General features: G+C 70.8%; 13 protein-coding genes. 4 read left to right on the top strand and 9 right to left on the bottom strand.

The genetic code is table 11. The features are described from left to right. The first annotated feature begins 59 nt into the window (after positions 1-59). From VP06_RS06960 to nikR, 3 genes are read left to right on the top strand one after another with little or no spacing between them, the layout of a single operon-like run. The gene (locus VP06_RS06960; RefSeq protein ID WP_082167229.1) at positions 60-854 is read left to right on the top strand and encodes an ATP-binding cassette domain-containing protein; all 795 of its coding nucleotides are present in this window, start codon (positions 60-62) and stop codon (positions 852-854) included. Then, entirely contained in the window at positions 851-1,654 is an 804-nt protein-coding gene (locus tag VP06_RS06955) for an ATP-binding cassette domain-containing protein (protein ID WP_048463095.1), read from the top strand. The genes VP06_RS06960 and VP06_RS06955 overlap by 4 nt, the downstream gene beginning before the upstream one ends. Further along, positions 1,654-2,115 carry a nickel-responsive transcriptional regulator NikR gene (nikR, locus tag VP06_RS06950; protein ID WP_048463094.1) on the top strand — a complete coding sequence of 154 codons (462 nt, stop codon included), beginning with the start codon at positions 1,654-1,656 and terminating at the stop codon, positions 2,113-2,115. Before VP06_RS06955 ends, nikR begins: the two co-directional genes overlap by 1 nt. Positions 2,116-2,190: 75 nt before the next feature. Here the strand turns inward: nikR and VP06_RS06945 are convergent, their stop codons facing one another. The 5 genes from VP06_RS06945 to dapA form a co-directional block, all read right to left on the bottom strand. Continuing rightward, entirely contained in the window at positions 2,191-3,096 is a 906-nt protein-coding gene (locus VP06_RS06945; RefSeq protein WP_048463093.1) for a DMT family transporter, read from the bottom strand. After that, the gene (locus VP06_RS06940; protein ID WP_048463092.1) at positions 3,093-4,880 is read right to left on the bottom strand and encodes an ABC transporter ATP-binding protein; all 1,788 of its coding nucleotides are present in this window, start codon (positions 4,878-4,880) and stop codon (positions 3,093-3,095) included. Before VP06_RS06940 ends, VP06_RS06945 begins: the two co-directional genes overlap by 4 nt. Positions 4,881-4,977: 97 nt before the next feature. Continuing rightward, positions 4,978-5,160 carry a hypothetical protein gene (locus VP06_RS06935; RefSeq protein ID WP_048463091.1) on the bottom strand — a complete coding sequence of 61 codons (183 nt, stop codon included), beginning with the start codon at positions 5,158-5,160 and terminating at the stop codon, positions 4,978-4,980. Positions 5,161-5,258: 98 nt separating this feature from the next. After that, entirely contained in the window at positions 5,259-5,732 is a 474-nt protein-coding gene (smpB, locus tag VP06_RS06930; protein ID WP_048428442.1) for an SsrA-binding protein SmpB, read from the bottom strand. 69 nt (positions 5,733-5,801) lie between these two features. Continuing rightward, positions 5,802-6,704 (bottom strand): 4-hydroxy-tetrahydrodipicolinate synthase, encoded by a 903-nt coding sequence (gene dapA / locus VP06_RS06925; protein ID WP_048463090.1) that lies wholly within the window; start codon positions 6,702-6,704, stop codon positions 5,802-5,804. Between the two features lie 275 nt (positions 6,705-6,979). Here dapA and VP06_RS06920 point away from each other — a divergent pair, with 275 nt between their 5' ends. After that, on the top strand, positions 6,980-9,286 hold the full coding sequence (locus VP06_RS06920) for a lytic transglycosylase domain-containing protein (protein WP_082167228.1): 2,307 nt from the start codon (positions 6,980-6,982) through the stop codon (positions 9,284-9,286). A 158-nt stretch (positions 9,287-9,444) separates the two neighbouring features. On the opposite strand, the gene VP06_RS06915 is transcribed toward VP06_RS06920, so the two are convergent. From VP06_RS06915 to VP06_RS06900, 4 genes are all read right to left on the bottom strand, one after another. Further along, a complete protein-coding gene (locus VP06_RS06915) occupies positions 9,445-12,582 on the bottom strand; it encodes an efflux RND transporter permease subunit (RefSeq protein WP_082167227.1) in 3,138 nt (1,045 codons plus the stop codon). A 117-nt stretch (positions 12,583-12,699) separates the two neighbouring features. Continuing rightward, positions 12,700-13,509 carry an efflux RND transporter periplasmic adaptor subunit gene (locus VP06_RS06910; RefSeq protein WP_245291083.1) on the bottom strand — a complete coding sequence of 270 codons (810 nt, stop codon included), beginning with the start codon at positions 13,507-13,509 and terminating at the stop codon, positions 12,700-12,702. Between the two features lie 548 nt (positions 13,510-14,057). Beyond that, positions 14,058-14,702, bottom strand: a complete 645-nt coding sequence (locus VP06_RS06905; protein ID WP_048463089.1) for an OmpA family protein — start codon at positions 14,700-14,702, stop codon at positions 14,058-14,060. Positions 14,703-14,853: 151 nt separating this feature from the next. Beyond that, positions 14,854-16,755, bottom strand: a complete 1,902-nt coding sequence (locus VP06_RS06900) for a caspase family protein (RefSeq protein WP_245291082.1) — start codon at positions 16,753-16,755, stop codon at positions 14,854-14,856. Positions 16,756-16,870 lie beyond the last annotated feature (115 nt).

The raw sequence follows: 16,870 nt of genomic DNA, 5'->3' as shown, positions 1-16,870 counted from the left end.
CGCCTCGGCGACGCCCTGCGCGACCGTCTCGACCCGGCGCTCGTCGCGGGGCGCGGCCTGTGAGCGCGCGGGTGCTGCGGATCGAAGGGCTCTGCGTGGAGACCTGGCGCGACATAGGCCGGGGGCGCGAGCCGGTGCCGCTGGTGCGGGACGCGACGCTCACCTTGCAAACCGGAGAGGTCCTGGCCCTCGTCGGCGCCAGCGGGTCGGGCAAATCGCTCGCCTGCGCCGGCCTCCTCGGCGTGCTGCCGCCGGGGACGCGGACGACGGGCGGGCGCATCCTGCTGGACGGGGCGGAGGCGGAGCCGGATTCCTTGCGCGGCCGGGCCGTCGCGAGCGTGCTCCAGGCCCCGCGCACCGCCTTCAATCCCCTGCGCACGATCCGCGACCATGCCGGCGAAACGCTGTCGGTGTTCGGCCCCCGCGGCCAGCCCGCACGGGAGGCCATGACGGAGGCCCTGACGGCGGTCGGGCTCGGCGAGGATCCGGGCGTGCCGGATCTCTATCCGTTCCAGATGTCGGGCGGGATGCTGCAACGGGCGATGATCGCCCTGGCGCTCCTCTCCCGGGCGCCCTTCCTGGTCGCCGACGAGCCGACCACCGACCTCGATCTCGTGGCGCAGGCCGGCATCCTCGATCTCCTCGCCGGGCTGGTCCGTGCGCGCAGCCTCGGCTTGCTGATCGTGACCCACGATCTCGGCGTCGTCGCCCGCCTCGCCGACCGGGTGGCGGTGATGGAGGAGGGACGCATCGTCGAGACGGGCGACGCCTCCCGCCTGTTCGCGGAGCCGGCCCATCCAGCGACGCGGGCCCTGCTCGCGGCCCACCTTGCGCTGCACGAGGTCGCTCCATGACGGTCCTGCTGGCCGCGGACAAGCTCGGCAAGACCTATCCGGGCGCCGGCTGGCGAAAGGCGGCCCGGCCGGTCCTGGCCGGGATCGACCTCGCCCTCGCGGAGGGCGAGTGCGTCGCCCTGACCGGACGCAGCGGCTCGGGCAAGAGCACCCTGGCCCGCCTGCTTCTGGGGCTCGAGGCGGCCGATGCCGGGATCGTGCGGTTTCGCGGCACGCCCCTCGTCACGCTCGACCGGTCCGGCCGGCGGGCGTTCCGGGCCGCGGTGCAGATGGTGCTCCAGGATCCGCTCTCGGCAGTGAATCCCCGCCACACGGTCGGGCGGATCCTCGCCGAGCCCCTGCGTCACCTGACCGACCTGTCGGGTCCGGAGCGGGAGGTGCGGATCGCCGAGATCCTCAGGATGGTCGGCCTCGACCCGGCTGACGCCGGACGGCTCCCCGGCCAGCTCTCCGGCGGTCAGGTCCAGCGGGTCGGCCTCGCCCGGGCGCTCGCCACCCGGCCCTCCCTCGTGGTCCTCGACGAGGCGGTCTCGAATCTCGATGCGCCGCGCCAGGTCGACATCCTCGACCGCCTGTCGGACTTGCGCCGCCGGCACGGGACCGCCTTCCTCCTCGTCACTCACGACATGCGCTTGGCGCGCCGCTTCGCCGACCGGGTCGTGGTGCTGAGCGAGGGGCGGATCGTCGATGCCGCGCCCTGCCGACCCGGCGGGGGCAGGCCCGCCCTGGCCCTGTCGCACCCGGCGGCCCGCGCCCTCCTCGACGCCGTCCTGCCGGCTACCCCGCAGGAGGCCGGCTGATGCAGCGGATCACCGTCACCCTCGATCCGGACCTGGTGGCCGAGGTCGACCGTGTCGCCAAAAGGCGCGGCTATGCCGGCCGGTCGGAGGCGATGCGCGATCTCCTGCGGCGCGGCCTCGCCGAGACCCGCCGCGACCTCGACCCCGCCCTGTCCTGCGTGGCGACCTTCACCTTCGTGGCCGAGGCCGGCGTGCGCGATCTGGGCCAGCGGCTCGCGGCGATCCAGCAGCGGCGGCACGACTTGGTGATCGCGCAGGTCCAGATCCCGCTCGATCACGAGGCGAGCCTGCACACGCTCCTCGTCCGCGGCCCGGTGCGGGAGATCCTCGACTTTGCCGACGCGGTCGCGACCCAGCGCGGCATCCGCCACGATAGCCTCTCGATCATCCCGGCCCGGATCGAGCTGGGCGACCATCGCCACGGCCCCGATCCCCACCCGCACGAGCATATCCGGACGTGACCGGCAGCCGCGCCGGAAGAGGTGAACGATCGGACCAGACGTCGTTTGTGAACGACCGTCGGCCTCACGCCGCCCTCATCCCCGCGTCGTCAGCAGCACGCCCGCGCCGATCGCCAGGATGGCCCCGATATGGAGCGGGTCCGGCACCTCGCCGAGGACGGGTATCGCCAGCAGGGTCGCGATCACCGGCACGAGCGCCGTGAAGGCCGGGGTGCGCCGGCCGATCAGCGCCAGGGAGCGGTTGAACGCGATGAGGGCCACCACGCTCACCAGCACCCCCTGGTAGACCGCCTGAAGCGCGACCTCCGCCGGGGGCGCCTCCATGAGGCGCGACAGGCCCGAGGCGAGATAGAGCGGAATATAGGTGAGGAGCGAGCCGACGCAGACCAGTGCCGTCGCCTCCAGGGCGGTGAGGCGTGAGCGGCGCATCCGCACCGTGCCGGCGGCCCACAGGAAGGCGGCGGTGAGGAGCAGGCCGTAGCCGAACAATTCATCGGCATCGCGAAAGCCTCCCGCCAGGGTGAGCGCCCCGGCGGCGATCAGACCGAGACCAGCGATGGCGAAGCGGCCCGGCCGGTCGCCCAGCACGAGCACGCCGAGGAGGGCGGCAAAGAGCGGCATCGTGCCGGGCGTCAGCGCCGCGCCGTGGCCGGCGGGCGCGTAGCGCAGGGCGATCGAGATCAGCAGCGCGAAGGGCGCGCCCTGCGAGACGTACAGGAAGAGGCCGTCGACGAGCGCCGTCCGTCCGAGGCCGCGCAGGCGCAAGGCCAGCACCGGCAGCAGCAGCAGGCCGCCGATGCCGAAGCGGAGCGCCACGAGGTCGGCGGGCCCGAGCACGCCGCCCGCCCCCACCGTCCGTCGGGTGACGACGAACCAGCCGCCCCACAGGGTGATGGCGAGGAGCGCGAAGCCGACGCCCGCGGCGAGACGCCGGCCGGTGGGGGCCTCGCTCCCGGCCGTCCCCGAAGCCCCGGGCTTCACGACGCCTGCACCGCGGATGCGGGCTCCCGGTCGTCGGCGAGCTGGAGCCGATGCAGCCGCGCATAGGTCCCGCCCCGCGCGATCAGCGCCGCATGGGTCCCGGTCTCGGCGATCCGGCCGCCCTCCATGGCGACGATCAGGTCGGCGTCGCGCACCGTCGAGAGGCGGTGGGCGATGACGAGCGTGGTGCGGCCCCGCATCAGCCGGGTCAGGGCTTCCTGCACCAGCTGCTCGGATTCGGCGTCGAGGGAGGAGGTCGCTTCGTCGAGGAGCAGGATCGGCGCGTCGCGCAGGAAGGCGCGGGCGAGCGCGATGCGCTGGCGCTCGCCGCCCGAGAGCCGGTTGCCGGCGGGGCCGACCCGGAAGTCGTAGCCCTCCGCCTTCGCGGTGATGAAGCCGTGCGCCGCCGCGGCCCTGGCCGCGGCCTCGATCTCGTCCCGGCTCGCGCCCTCGCGGCCGAAGGCGATGTTCTGGGCGATCGTGTCGTCGAACAGGACCACCTCCTGCGACACCACCGCGACGGCCCGCCGGAGCGACGACAGCGTCACGTCGCGCAGGTCCTGCCCGTCGATCGCGACCCGGCCCTCGGTCACGTCGTAGAGCCGCGGCACCAGGGACAGGAGCGTCGACTTGCCCGAGCCCGAGCGGCCGACGAGCGCGGTGGTGCGGCCCGCCGGCACGGTCAGGTCGATGCCCTCGAGCGCCGGGGCATCGTCGCGGTAGCGGAAGCGCACGCCCTCGAACCGCACCTCGCCGCCGGCGACGCGCAACGGCTGCGCGCCCGGCTTCTCTTGAATCGTCGGCGCCTCGTCCATCAGCGCGAAGGTGCGCGACAGGGCGGCCAAAGCTTCCTGCAAGATGGCGTTGAGGTTGCCGAGCGCCCGCGCCGGCTGGGCGGCGAGCAGCAGGGCGGCGACGTAGCCGGTGAAGTCGCCGACGGTCTTCTCGCCAGATAGAATGCGCTGACCGATGAAGGCGAGCACGCCCGCGACCGCGAGGCCGCCGCCCACCTCCAGCAGCGGATCGAGCCGGCCGCGGGCATTGGCGGCCTTCATCTTCAGCCGGCGCACCTCGTCGAGGGCGTCGCGGGTGCGGCCCTTGAGATAGCCTTCGAGGCCGTAGGTCTTGGCGACCCGGGCGCCGGCGAGGCTCTCGCTGATCAGGCTCGCGGTGGCGCCGACCTGCTCCTGGGTCGAGGTCGAGACCCGGCGCAGCTTCTTGCCGATCCGGGCGATCGGCCCGGCGATGAACGGCACCGTGATCCCGGCGACGATGGTCAGCCAGGGATCCATCCAGATCATCGCGCAGACCAGCGCCACCAGCATCGCCACGTCGCGCAGGAGCACCGTGGAGATCCGCGTCAGCGCCTCCTTGATGAAGGCGAAGTCGGTGGTGAAGCGTTGGGTCAGGCTCGCCGGGCTCTCGCGGCCGAGCTGGGCGAGATCCTGCTCGATCATGTGGCCATAGAGCGCCGCCTGCATGTCGGCCTCGATCCGGGTGACCACCCGGTTGGTCAGCACCGTCTGGCCGAGCAGCGCGAAGCCGCGCACGGCGGTGACCGCGATCACCAGGACCGGACCGTAGGCGAGCGCGCCGGCATCCTTGGCGTCGAAGGCGTCGAAGGCCGCCTTGATGAGGGTCGGGTAGAAGCCGGTGGCGGCGCCGATCACCGCGATCAGCACGAGCACGACGGCGAGCGTACCGGCATGCGGGCGCAGCCAGTCGCGCCACAGCCGGAGGAGCAGCGGCAGCATGTCGCCGGAGAGGAGGGGGCGCCGCGCCATGGTGCTCGCTTCGTCCTTGGGTTGGGACGTCGCGCTAGCACGGGGGTCGGAAGGCGGCAATTCACGGCGGCGCGCGGCTGGGCTGCGGCAGGGCAGCCTATTGAAGCATCGCGATGGCGGCGTGGATCACGGTCGCGCCGCCGATCGGGGCGAGGAACCAGAGCAGCACGTTGACGACGATGATCCAGATCAGCATCCGCTCCTGCCGCCCGGTCAGCCGGGGCTGGGGCGGGCGCGGCGGCGGCTCCCAGGATGGACGCCACCCTCCTTCGACGAACATCGGCACCTCCGCGTGTCCCTCAGGATCCGGGAGCTAGGAGGCCGGGGCGGCAACGACAGTGCGGCGTGTTGAGCCTCGATGGCGCCCCCGCCCGTGGCTCACCCCTTGTCGCGCATCAGCCGCGCCTTGTCGCGCTGCCAATCGCGCTCCTTGGCGGTCTCGCGCTTGTCGTGGAGCTTCTTGCCGCGCCCCAAGCCCAGCTCGACCTTCGCCCGGCCGCGCTCGTTGAAGTAGATCTTCAGCGGCACCACCGTGTAGCCCTCGCGCTGGGTCGCGCCGATGAACTTGTCGATCTGGCGCCGGTGCAGCAGCAGGCGGCGGGGCCGCTTGGTGTCGTGGTTGAAGCGGTTCGCCTCGAGATATTCGGGGATGTAGGCGTTGAACAGCAGCAGGTCGTTGCCGGAGGGGCCGGCGAACGCCTCGCCGATCGTCGCCTTGCCGCCGCGCAGGGACTTCACCTCGGTGCCCGTGAGCGCGATACCGGCCTCGACCGTGTCGGTGATCTCGTAGTTGAAGCGGGCCTTCCGGTTGTCGGCGACGACGCGGTTCTTCGGCTCGGGTTTCTTGGCCATCGGGCGGCGGGAATCCTCGGAAGGCGGGCGACGGGAGCCCGGACTCTCCCGTCGTAGATAGGGTCAGCGTCAGCCGTTGGTGAGGCCGGCATGGCGCAACGCGCCGTCGACGAGGGCACGGGTGCCCTCGCCCACCGGCACCATCGGCAGGCGCACCTCCTCGCTCATCAGGCCGAGGCGGGCCAGCGCGTACTTCGTCGGGGACGGGTTGGTCTCGGCGAAGAGGTGGGTGTGGAGCGGCATCAGCCGATCCTGGAGGGCGAGCGCGGCGCGGTAATTGCCCGCAAGGCAGGCGTCTTGGAAATCGGCGCAGAGGCGCGGCGCGACGTTCGAGGAGACCGAGATCGTGCCGTGGCCGCCATGCGCCATGAAGCCGAGGGCCGTCGCATCTTCGCCAGAAAGTTGGACGAAGTCTTCACCCATGGCTTGGCGCTGCAAGCTGACCCGGGCCACGTTGGCGGTGGCATCCTTCACCCCGGCGATGTTCGGCAGCTCGTAGAGCCGCTTCATGGTATCGACGCTCATGTCGATCACCGACCGGCCGGGGATGTTGTAGATCAGGATGGGAATGCCGACCGCATCGTTCACCGCCTTGAAGTGCTGGTACAGCCCTTCCTGCGTCGGCTTGTTGTAATAGGGCGTGACGATGAGCAGCGCCTCCGCCCCGGCCTTCTCCGCATGACGGGACCGCTCGATCGCCTCCGCAGTGGAGTTGGAGCCGGCACCGGCCACGACCGGCACCTTGCCGCCGGCTTCGTCAATGCAGGCTTCGACCACCCGGTCGTGCTCGGCGTGGCTCAGCGTCGGGCTCTCGCCGGTGGTACCGGTGGGCACGAGGCCGTGGGTGCCGTTCTCGATCTGCCAGGCCACGAAGGCCCGGAAGGCGTGCTCGTCGAAGGCGCCGTCGCGGAACGGCGTCACCAGGGCGGTGAGCGAGCCCCTCAGGCGCTGCGAGATTGGCGTCGACGTCATGCTGGCGTTCCTCGCCCGGTCGGGCGGCGCCCCCGGGACATCTGGTTGGGAGGCCGGCCCGCATGAGGACCACCCTCGGGTCCGATGCGGGGAGCAGCAGGCGGGTCACCTCGGCCATCCGGCCCCCGACACATATGCCCTCACCGGGCCGCGCGCAAACGCTCCGATGCGCCCGCGCGTTCCGGGACGACCGGGGGCCAGGGTTAATTGCTTCTTAACATGACGCTTCCACCATGGGGCGTCCGGTCATTCGAGCTTACAGGGGAACGGGATCCATGCTGCTCTCGCCTCGTCGGCGCCGCTTCGCGGTTCTCGCCCTCACGGTGTCCGGTGCCGCGCTGACCTCGCTGTCGGCCCTCGGCGGTTCGACCGTGTTCTCCCCGCCCGCCGAGACGGCGCTGCCGCCCCGTGCGGTCGAGCGGGGCGGCGAGGACGGCCTTGCACCGAGCGACGGCCCGTCCCAGGCGGAGGGCGCGGCGCCAGCGGATGGCCTGCGCCGGAGCGTCTCGACGAGCGAGGCCGGGACCCGGCTGCCGGTGACGGCCGCGGCCTTCGCCTCCGCGGAGACCGAGGTGCCGATCCCCTTCCCGGTCCCGGACGCCGCGATCAATCCCCCCGCCCCGGTGCCGAGCGTGCCCGATCCGGGCCGGCCGGTTCTCGGCACCGAGGTCGACGGCCCGGCCCTGCGCGGCGCGGTGGAGGCGTATCGGCGCGGCCAGGTGGGCGAGGGCGACCGGATCCGCGACGGACTCAAGGACCCGGCGGCCCGCGCCCTGCTCGACTGGGTGGCGATCCGCGCCGGGGCCGGCATCGGCTTCGAGCGCACCGTGGCGTTCATCCGCGACAACCCGGACTGGCCGGTGGGTGCCATGGTGCGCCGCCGGGCCGAGGAGGCCCTGCTCTCGCAGCGCAAGTCCCCCTCCGTGGTGCGGGCCTATTTCGCCGCCCGCCGGCCGCAGAGCGCGCCGGGCAAGTTCGCCCTGGCGCTCGCCTTCAAGGCCGACGGGCTCACCGAGGACGCCGCCGCCCTCGCCCGCGACCTGTGGCGCGAGGACACGTTCGGCCGCACCCTGGAGCTGAGGGTCCTCGACGCCTTTCCGGGCATCATCGGCGAGGTCGATCACCGCTACCGCATGGAGCGGGCGTTGATGAAGGAGGATTGGGACACCGCCGGCCGGGCGGCGGCCTATGCCGGCAAAGCCTACGGCACCCTGGTGCGGGCCCGCCGCGCCGTCGAGGCCAAGGCCGCGAATGCGGGCACCGCCCTCGACGCCGTGCCGCCGAGCCTGCGCCAGGATTCCTCCTACCTGTTCTCCCGCGCCCAGTCCCTGCGCCGCCTCGACAAGCCGGCGGAAGCCGCCGCCGTGATGGCCCAGGCGCCGCGCAACCCCGAGGTCCTGGCCGATCCGGACGAGTGGTGGATCGAACGCCGCATCGTCGCGCGCAAGCTCCTCGATGCCGGCGATGCCAGGGCGGCCTACGCGGTCGCTGCCGGCCACAGCGCCCGCTCGGTCGAGAAGCGCATCGAGGCGGAATTCCATGCCGGCTGGATCGCGCTGCGCTTCCTCCACGACGCGCCCCTGAGCGCCCGCCACTTCGCGACCGCCGCCGCCATCGCCGAGACGCCGATCTCGGTGGCCCGCGCCGCCTACTGGCAGGGCCGCGCCGCGGAAGGCATGGGCCAGACGGTCGAGGCGCGGGCCTTCTACGAGCGCGCGAGCGCGCAGCCGATCGCCTATTATGGCCAGCTCGCCCGGGCGAAGCTCGGCCAGTCCTCCCTCGCCTTGCGCTCGGTCAGCCCCCTCGACGAGGCCGCCCGCACCGCCTTCGAGAACCGCAACGCCGTGCGGGCCCTGCGCCTGCTGGCGGCCGCCGGCCTCAAGGAGCTGATGCTGCCGCTCTACATGGACTTCGCCCAGCGCCTGACCGACCCGGCCGAACTCAACGCGCTGGGCGACGTCGCGATGTCGCTCAACGATCCCCGCGCTCTGGTGGCGATCGGCAAGACTGCGGTGCAGCGCGGCCTTCCCCTCGACCGGCACGCCTACCCGACCAACGGCATCCCGGCCTACGAGGCATCCGCGGCCGTGCCGCAGGTCGAGCGCGCGATGGTCTTCGCCATCGCCCGGCAGGAGAGCCAGTTCGACCCGCGGGCGCAGTCGAGCGTCGGGGCCCGTGGCCTGATGCAGATGATGCCGGCCACGGCGCAACGCACCGCGCGCCGGGTCAGCGCCGCCTTCGATACCGACCGTCTGACCAGCGACCCGGCCTACAATGCCCGCCTCGGCCAGGCCCATCTCGGCGAGCTGATGGAGGATTGGCGCGGCTCCTACATTCTCGCCTTCGCCGCCTACAATGCCGGCGGCGGCAACGTGAAGAAATGGATCGACGCCTACGGCGATCCGCGCACCCCGAACGTCGATCCGGTCGACTGGGTCGAGCGGATCCCCTTCACCGAGACCCGCAACTACGTCCAGCGGGTGACCGAGAATTTGCAGGTCTACCGCAACCGCCTGGCCGAGGCCGGGGACGGGCGCAGTGCCTTGCTGATCGCGGACGATCTGCGGCGGGGGATGCGGTGAGGGGCTGACCGCTTCGCATCGCCGATCCACCGGGTCCCGCCGATCGCCCCGTCGATCGATGACGCCGACCGACGACGCGCAGTTGGCCCGGCGTGCCGATCCCGTGACGCAATCGGTTCGTCCGCGCGGCGACGCCGCGCGGACTTTCGGGATCGGGGTCACTCTCCGGGCGAGGCAAGGCCATGCCGGGTTTTGTCCTCGACCGGGACATCGCCGTCGGACGGGCGGGCGCGCCTTCCCCCGACCCGGCCCACGACCCTGTGGTAGAGGCGCTTCGGCATGTCGGAAATCACGCACATGAGGCAGAAGACGGCCGGCACGAAGATCAGCGAGAGGACCGTCGAGAACAGCAGGCCGCCGATGACGGCGATCGCCATCGGCGAGCGGAACTCGCCGCCCGCCCCGACCGCGAGCGCGCTCGGCACCATGCCGGCCACCATCGCGATGGTGGTCATCACGATCGGCTGAGCACGCTTGCGACCGGCATCGACGATCGCGTCGTTGCGGCTCATGCCGTGGCGCATCGCCTCGATGGCAAATTCCACCAGCATGATGGCATTCTTGGTGACGATGCCCATCAGCATCAGGATCCCGATCCAGACCGGCGTGGTGAGCTGCTTGCCGGTCACGAGCAGCGCCATCACGGCGCCGCCCAAGGAGAGCGGCAGGGAGAACAGGATCGTAATCGGGTGCAGGAAGGAACCGAACAGCATCACCAGAACGGCGTAGACCATCAGCAGACCGGCTTGCATCACCTCGGCGAAGCCCGCCGACAGTTCGGCGAGGTTCTCGGCGTCGCCCGACTGGCTGACCTGCACGCCCTTCGGCAGGTTCTTCATCACCGGCAAGGCGTCGATGGTCTTGAGCACGTCGCCGAGGGCCGCGGTGCCGACGAGATCGGCCGCCACCGTCGCCTGGCGCTCGCGGTCGTAGCGCGCGATGTTGGCCGGCCCATCCTGGAAGCTCAGCTCGGCCACGGCGGAGAGCGGCACGCCGCCCTTGGTCGCCGGGCTCGGGATGCGAAGGCCCTCGATCACCGCCCAGTTGAGGCGCGCGGTGTCGTCGAGCTGGACCCGGACCGGGACGAGCCGGTCGCCGGCGTCGAACTTGGCGAGCGCCGGCCCGACATCGCCGATGGTCGCGACGCGGATCGTCTCCGACAGCGTGTCGGCGGTGATGCCGAAGCGGGCCGCGAGGTCCATGCGCGGGCGGATGCGCAGCTCCGGCCGATCGAGGGTGGCGCCCGAGATCACGTTGGCGACCGTCGGCAACCGGCGCATCTGGTTGGCCAGCTCGTTGGCCACGCTCGCGACGGTGCGGCTGTCCTGGCCGTTCACCACCAGCGAGATCGCCCGCAGCCCGTTCTCGTCAAGGAACCAGTAACGGATGTCGGGGATGTCCTGGAGCCGCTTCTCGACCTGCTGCTCGAGCGCATGCTGGGTGATCGTGCGCTCGGACTTGTTGGTGTAGTTCAGGATCAGGGAGGCGCGGCGCACCTCGGCGGTGCCCTGCGGCACGTGCCCGCCATTGACGAAGACGCTCTTGACCTCCGGGATCCTGTGCAGGTCGGCGACGATGGCGTCGGTGACCCGCTGGGTGTCGGAGACGAGGGAGCCCGGCGGCAATTCGATCGCGAGCAGCGAGCGGGCGGTGTCCTGCGCCGGCAGGAAGCCCTCGGACAGGAGCCGCATGCTGGCGATCGAGGCGGCGAACAGCCCGATCCCGAGAAGCACCGTGACGAGGTAGTACTTCACCGACTTGCCGACGAGCCAGATATAGGCCCGCTCGACCCGGCCCGGCGGCTTCTCGGCATGCACCTCCGGCCGCATGATGTAGGCCGCCAGCATCGGGGTGACGAAGCGGGCGGCGAGCAGCGAGAACAGCACCTGTACGGCGATGGTGATGCCGAACTGCTTGAAGAACTGTCCGGCGATGCCGCCCATGAAGCTCGCCGGGGCGAAGATCGCCACGATCGTGAAGCTGATCGCGATGACCGCGAGGCCGATCTCGTCGGCGGCGTCGATGGCCGCCTGATAGGGCGTCTTGCCCATGCGGATGTGGCGGACGATGTTCTCGATCTCGACGATCGAATCGTCGACCAGGATGCCGGTCGAGAGGGTGACCGCCAGGAAGCTCACGAGATTGAGCGAGAAGCCGAGCATGTCCATGGCCCAGAAGGCCGGGAAGATCGACAACGGCAGCGACACCGCCACGATCACCGTCGTGCGCAGGTTGCGCAGGAACAGGAACACCACGATGACGGCGAGGGCTGCCCCCTCGAACAAGGTCTTGATCGCCGCCTCGTAGTTGCCGACCGTGTAGTCGACCGAAGTGTCGATCAGCGTGAGCTTGACGTCGGGATATTCCGACTGGATCTGGTCGATTTTCGACTGCACCGCCTGAGCCACGACGACGTCGCTGGCGCCCTTGGCGCGCTTGATGCCGAAGGCCACGACCGGCTTGGCGTCGAGGCTCGCGAAGGTGCGCCGGTCCGCGACCGTATCGGTGACGACGCCGAGATCCTGCAACCGGATCTGCCCGCCGGTGGAGAGCGGGATCATCACCCCCTTCAGTTCGTCGAGGGAGCGGGCCCCGGCAAGCGCCCGGATGGCGTAGTCCTGACCGCCGAGCTGGGTTCGCCCGCCCGCCACATCGACGTTGATGCCGCGCAGCCGCCGGCTGACGTCGACGGCAGTGAGCCCGTAGGCCAGCAGCCGGTCGGGGTCGAGGGAGACCAGGATCTCCCGCTCGACGCCCCCGATGGTCTCGAACTGCGCCACGCCGCGGATGCTTTGCAGGCGCCGCTTCACCACCGTGTCGACGAAGTAGGAGAGCTGCTCGGGCGTCTTGCCCTGCGCCGCCGCCGCATAGGTCACGATCGGCAGGCCGACCACGTCGACCCGCTGGATCAGCGGCGTTTCGGCGTTGCGCGGCAGGTCCGCCTGGATGCGCGTGATCGCGTCCTTGACGTCGTTGAGGGCCCGGTCGGTGTTGGTCTCGAGCCGGAACTGCACGGTGGTCACCGAGATGCCGTCGGTGATGGTCGAGGAGATGTGGCGCACGCCCTCGACGCCCGAGACGCCGTCCTCGATCGTCTTGGTGACCTGTGTCTCGAGCTCGGCAGGCGCCGCGCCGAACTGCGCCACCGCCACCGAGATGATTGGAATGTCCGCCGAGGGCAGCCGCGTGATCGGCAGCTTGGTGAAGCTCGACCAGCCGAGGATCAGCAGGATCAGCGAGACCAGGATGGAGGGCAGCGGCTTGCGGATCGCCCAGGAGGAAACGTTCAGGGACAAGGACGGCCTCGCCGCGGTTGGGAGTTCGGGTCAGGGAGCGTGAGGGCCATTCGCCGGGCATCGGGCCCGGCGACCGACAGAGGACGGGGCCGAGCCGCCGCCAGAGCGAGCCGCCGGTCAGAACGCCATGCCGGCATTGGCGACCACCGCCTCCCCCGCGGTGAGGCCGCTGCGGATCTCGACGTCATCCGCGGAGGACAGGCCGATCGTGACCCGGCGGGTGTCGATGCTGCCGTCGCGGGCCAGCACCTGCACGCTGGTGAGATCGCTGCGGCGCAGGATGGCGGAGCGGGGCACGGCGACGCCGCAGCTCGACGCCGTGTCCACCAGGGCGCGGGCGAACTGGCCCGGCCGCAGGCCGGTGTCTGCCGGCAGCGCGATCAGGGCCCGGCCGAACTGCGTCGCCGGATCGACATCGGTCGCCGGCACCCGGACCTCGCCGCGCAGCTCGGTGCCGGCATCGGTGACGATGCGGGCCTTGGCGCCCTGCCGCACCTTCGTGACGTAGAGGCTCGGCACCTGCGCCATCAGGTCGAGGGCTCGGTCGGTGACGATCCGCATCAGCGGCTCCGCCTGCGGGCCCGTGAGGGCGCCGACCTGGGCGGTGCTGCTGCCCACCACCCCGGCATCCGGGGCCTTCAGGGCGATGCTTGCCGGCAGGCGGGCCCCCGCTGCCCCTGCTGCCGCGGAGGGATCCTCCGGAGCGATGCGGGCCAGGCGCACGAGATCCTGCCCGGCGCTCACCGTGTCGCCCTCCTGCGCCAGCACCTCGGACACACGGTAGCCCTCCTGCGGAAAGGCCAGGTAAGCCTCGCGCCGGGGCATGACGTAGCCGGTGATCCGCACCGAATCCGCAAAGCAGGCGTTCCGGGCCGGGACCGTCACGGGAGCCGTCCCGATTCCGGCCGCCACGGCGGCACCGGTCACGGCGACCGCGACCCCCACGGCCAGGAGCCAAGGAGCGGCAGAACGTATCGGCCGCGGAGCGGCAGGCGACGCCCGGAGGCGGACTCGGGACGTGGCAGAGGACATGGACGGCTCGACGCTCGAGAGGGGCGATTCGCGGTGCTCGGCTGCCGCTGAACGCGCGAGGATTGTCCGACGACCTGGGGATCGGCTCGTCGACGACCATGCGGCACAGTCAAGGGCCTGACGCACCGCGCGATCATCATGCACACGATACACGATATGCCCAAGCAGATCGCGGTCAAGCTGTCTCACCCGCCACCTCGGGACGAGATCGTGGGTGGGACCGCTTGACCGGAAAGCTTGGCCTGGGCACGCCTCAGGCGTTGTCGTGTATCGTGGCCGTGCGATCGGATGGTGCTCCAGGGATGCCCCCGCCCCGCAGAGGGGCGGCGGCTGATGCGACGTGCGACGGCGACCGGGGATCAGGCCGATCGCCCGTCGCGATGCGGCTGTGGGCGTCGCCCGGGCGCCTCGCGGACTCGGCGAAGCGCCGACGGACGGCGTCGTCAGAAGCGCGAGGCCGACTTCACCGCCGACATGTTGACCGCCGTCACCCGGCGGTTCACCGCCGCGAGGGGGTTGCTGCTGTCCTTCGGGCGGCTCTTGCCGTAGCCGACGGCCACGATGTTCGCCGGGGGCACGCCGTAATTCTGGATGATGTACTGCCGCACCGCCTCGGCCCGGCGCTCGGACAGGGCCTGGTTGGTCTTGTCGTGGCCCTTGCCGTCGGTGTGGCCGACGACCAGGAAGGTGTTGTTCTTCAGCTGGGCCAGGGCGCCGCCGAGGCTCTTGACCAGCGGCAGGGCCTTCGGGCCGATCGTCGCCGAGGCGTAGTCGAACGGGATCTCGAGGTCGATGCTCTGCTTGTCGGCCGAGGCCGCCGCGATCCGCTCGCGCTCCGCGGGAGAGAACGAGGTGCGGTTGCGCAGCGAGTCGAGGAAGCCGCGGTCCTCGCCGATTGCACCGGACTCGGACCCGCTGCGCGGGCCGATCGAGAGGCTGCGGGTCAGCGGCTGCTGAGCCGGCGACAGGGCCTTGAGGATGTCGGCCTCAGAGGGGGCCGGCTGCGCCTGCGCGGCGGCCGAGCCGAGAGCCAGGAGGCCGGTCAGGAGCGCGGTGCGGAACGTCCGTGTGCGGGCGAAGCTCGTCATCGTGTTGATCCTTTGCGAGACGCATGCCGGAACGAGCATGCGGGGGGACAGAGAGTGCGACGTGTCAACCGAACCATCCTCGGCGCGCGCCTCGGCCCGAGACCGGACACGCAGCCGCTTTCTCCCATCGGGCGGGTACCGAACGCTCCGCTCAACGGATTCCATACCGGGCGAACTCCTTGGCGATGCCCGGATCCATCGCGAGGGCATCGCTGATGTCGCTGTTGCCCTCCTGCGTGTCGCCGCTGCGCAGCCGCGCGAGTCCGCGGCCGTAGAGCGACGACGCCTGCTTGCCGTTGCCGCGCAAGGCGGCGTCGTAGTCGCGCACGGCCATGCCGGCCATGCCGATCTTGAGGTTGACCAATCCCCGGCTGTCGAGGGCATCGGCGAAGTTGGGCCGCAGCTTCAGCGCCTCGTTGCAGTCGCGTAAAGCCCGGTCGAGTTCTTCGACCATCGCCCGGACCCAGCAGCGGTTATTGAGGGCCTCGACGTCCTGTGGGTTGAGGCGGATGACCTCGTCGAAATCCGCCAGGGCCAGCTGGAATTCCCGGTGGATGGCATGGAGCTGGCCCCGGCGGTAGAGCGCGCCGGCATCGCCGGGATTGCGCTCGATCGCCCGGTCGAGCTCAGCCTTCATCCGCAAGTCCTCGCGGGAATAGGTCAGGACCTGGATGTCGACGGCGGCCGGCTTCACCGCCGCGTCGATCCGGTCGATCTCGGCGCGGGCGCGCTCGGACCATGCCCCGGTCGGATGGCGCGCGACGAAATCCTGGTAGGCTTGGCGGGTGTTGGCGCGCTTGGCAGCGGCGAAGTCGCCGGCCGGGTCCGCCGCAGGGCCGGTCGTCGGCTTCGGAGGCTCCAGCTTGGCGCTGTCCTGCCTCACGGTCTCCGGCTTGGCCGCTTCCTGCTTTAAGATCTCCTGCTTCGTGACCTCTTGCTTTGCGGCCTCTTGCTTCGCGGTCTCTTGCCGGGTCGGCTCGACGGGCTTCGGCGGGTCCGGCAGCCGTCCTGCCTCGACCGGATTCCGCGGCGGCTTGCTGGGCACGGGACGCGGATCGGTCCAGCCGCCGGAGCTTTCCTTCAGGGTCGAGACGATCCAGGGGACCTGAGCGCCCTGCGTCGCGGCCGACACCCCGGCCCGCACCTTGTCGAAGGCGGCGCGAGAGATGCCGTCGCCGCCGATCGACCCGACCAGCTCGTCGGCGAAGACGCTGCGGGTTCCGCTCCCCTGACGCAGCATGGTCTTGGGAGCCGTCGAGTACATCATCAGGGTGTTGGCCGGTGGATCGTTCACCGCCACCAAGCCGGTCGAGTAGCCGCGGAAGCGCCGCTCGAACGGGTTGCGATTGGCCGCGTCCAGGATCACGACCTTGGCATCCGCCCCACGCCGGTCGATTTCCGTCATCACCGAGTCGACGGTCACGCCGTCCCGCCGCAGGTCGGCCTCGCTCCAGATCTGGCCGTCGATCGGCACCATGTAATTCTTATCGTTGGATTGAATGCCATAGCCGGAAAAGTAGATCAGAACGTCAGATCCGGACTTGATCTTGCCGAAGAAATTCGACAAAGCATCCTGCATCGCCCGCTTGCCGACATTCTCAGCGAGATCGACGGCATAGCCGCGCCGTTGCAAGGCTGCCCCAACGGCGCGCACGTCCTGGACCGGCGTGGTCAGCGGCGTATCGCTGTCCGGATATTGTGCGTTGCCGATCAAGAGCGCAATGCGATCACCCGGCTTGCTGTCGGCCACAGCGGAAGGCGCGACGCACGTCCCGGCTGCGAGCACGAACCAGACAAACGACCACGCACGCATGTTGCCCTCAAAGACTTCAACAGAGGCCCACTTTCGCCGCGCGAACCTTAAATCCTCTCGACTGTCCTGACAAGTTTGGCGAAAGCCGCGGACCGACCGGTCTCGACAATCGTTTCCGACGCCAACCGCAACTATCGATTGATGCGCCCAGTCGATGTCCAGATCCAGCGCGACCCTGACCCCTCTTGTGCCTCTGCCGGTCACGTCGAGTGAAGAAGGTGCCGCCGTCCAGCGCAGCAATCACGGGCTTACCCGGGCTCCTGCGCCATCCGACGTTTTGCTTCTACATTGACGGGAGCCGTTTTCCTGTGCGGGCGCGCACCCGCCTTGGCGAGGGATGCCGCTGTGTCCGCGA

This window comes from Methylobacterium aquaticum, from assembly GCF_001043915.1.
In the GTDB taxonomy this organism is placed as follows: Bacteria; Pseudomonadota; Alphaproteobacteria; order Rhizobiales; family Beijerinckiaceae; genus Methylobacterium; species Methylobacterium aquaticum.
The sequence above is the reverse complement of the archived record's forward strand: the minus strand, read 5'-3'. Positions and strand labels throughout refer to the sequence as shown.

Coding starts and splice junctions, on each gene's coding strand:
- VP06_RS06955 (WP_048463095.1), top strand. CDS start 851: ATGACGGTCCTGCTGGCCGCGGACAAGCTCGGCAAGACCTATCCGGGC.
- nikR (WP_048463094.1), top strand. CDS start 1,654: ATGCAGCGGATCACCGTCACCCTCGATCCGGACCTGGTGGCCGAGGTC.
- VP06_RS06940 (WP_048463092.1), bottom strand. CDS start 4,880: ATGGCGCGGCGCCCCCTCCTCTCCGGCGACATGCTGCCGCTGCTCCTC.
- VP06_RS06935 (WP_048463091.1), bottom strand. CDS start 5,160: ATGTTCGTCGAAGGAGGGTGGCGTCCATCCTGGGAGCCGCCGCCGCGC.
- smpB (WP_048428442.1), bottom strand. CDS start 5,732: ATGGCCAAGAAACCCGAGCCGAAGAACCGCGTCGTCGCCGACAACCGG.
- dapA (WP_048463090.1), bottom strand. CDS start 6,704: ATGACGTCGACGCCAATCTCGCAGCGCCTGAGGGGCTCGCTCACCGCC.
- VP06_RS06920 (WP_082167228.1), top strand. CDS start 6,980: ATGCTGCTCTCGCCTCGTCGGCGCCGCTTCGCGGTTCTCGCCCTCACG.
- VP06_RS06905 (WP_048463089.1), bottom strand. CDS start 14,702: ATGACGAGCTTCGCCCGCACACGGACGTTCCGCACCGCGCTCCTGACC.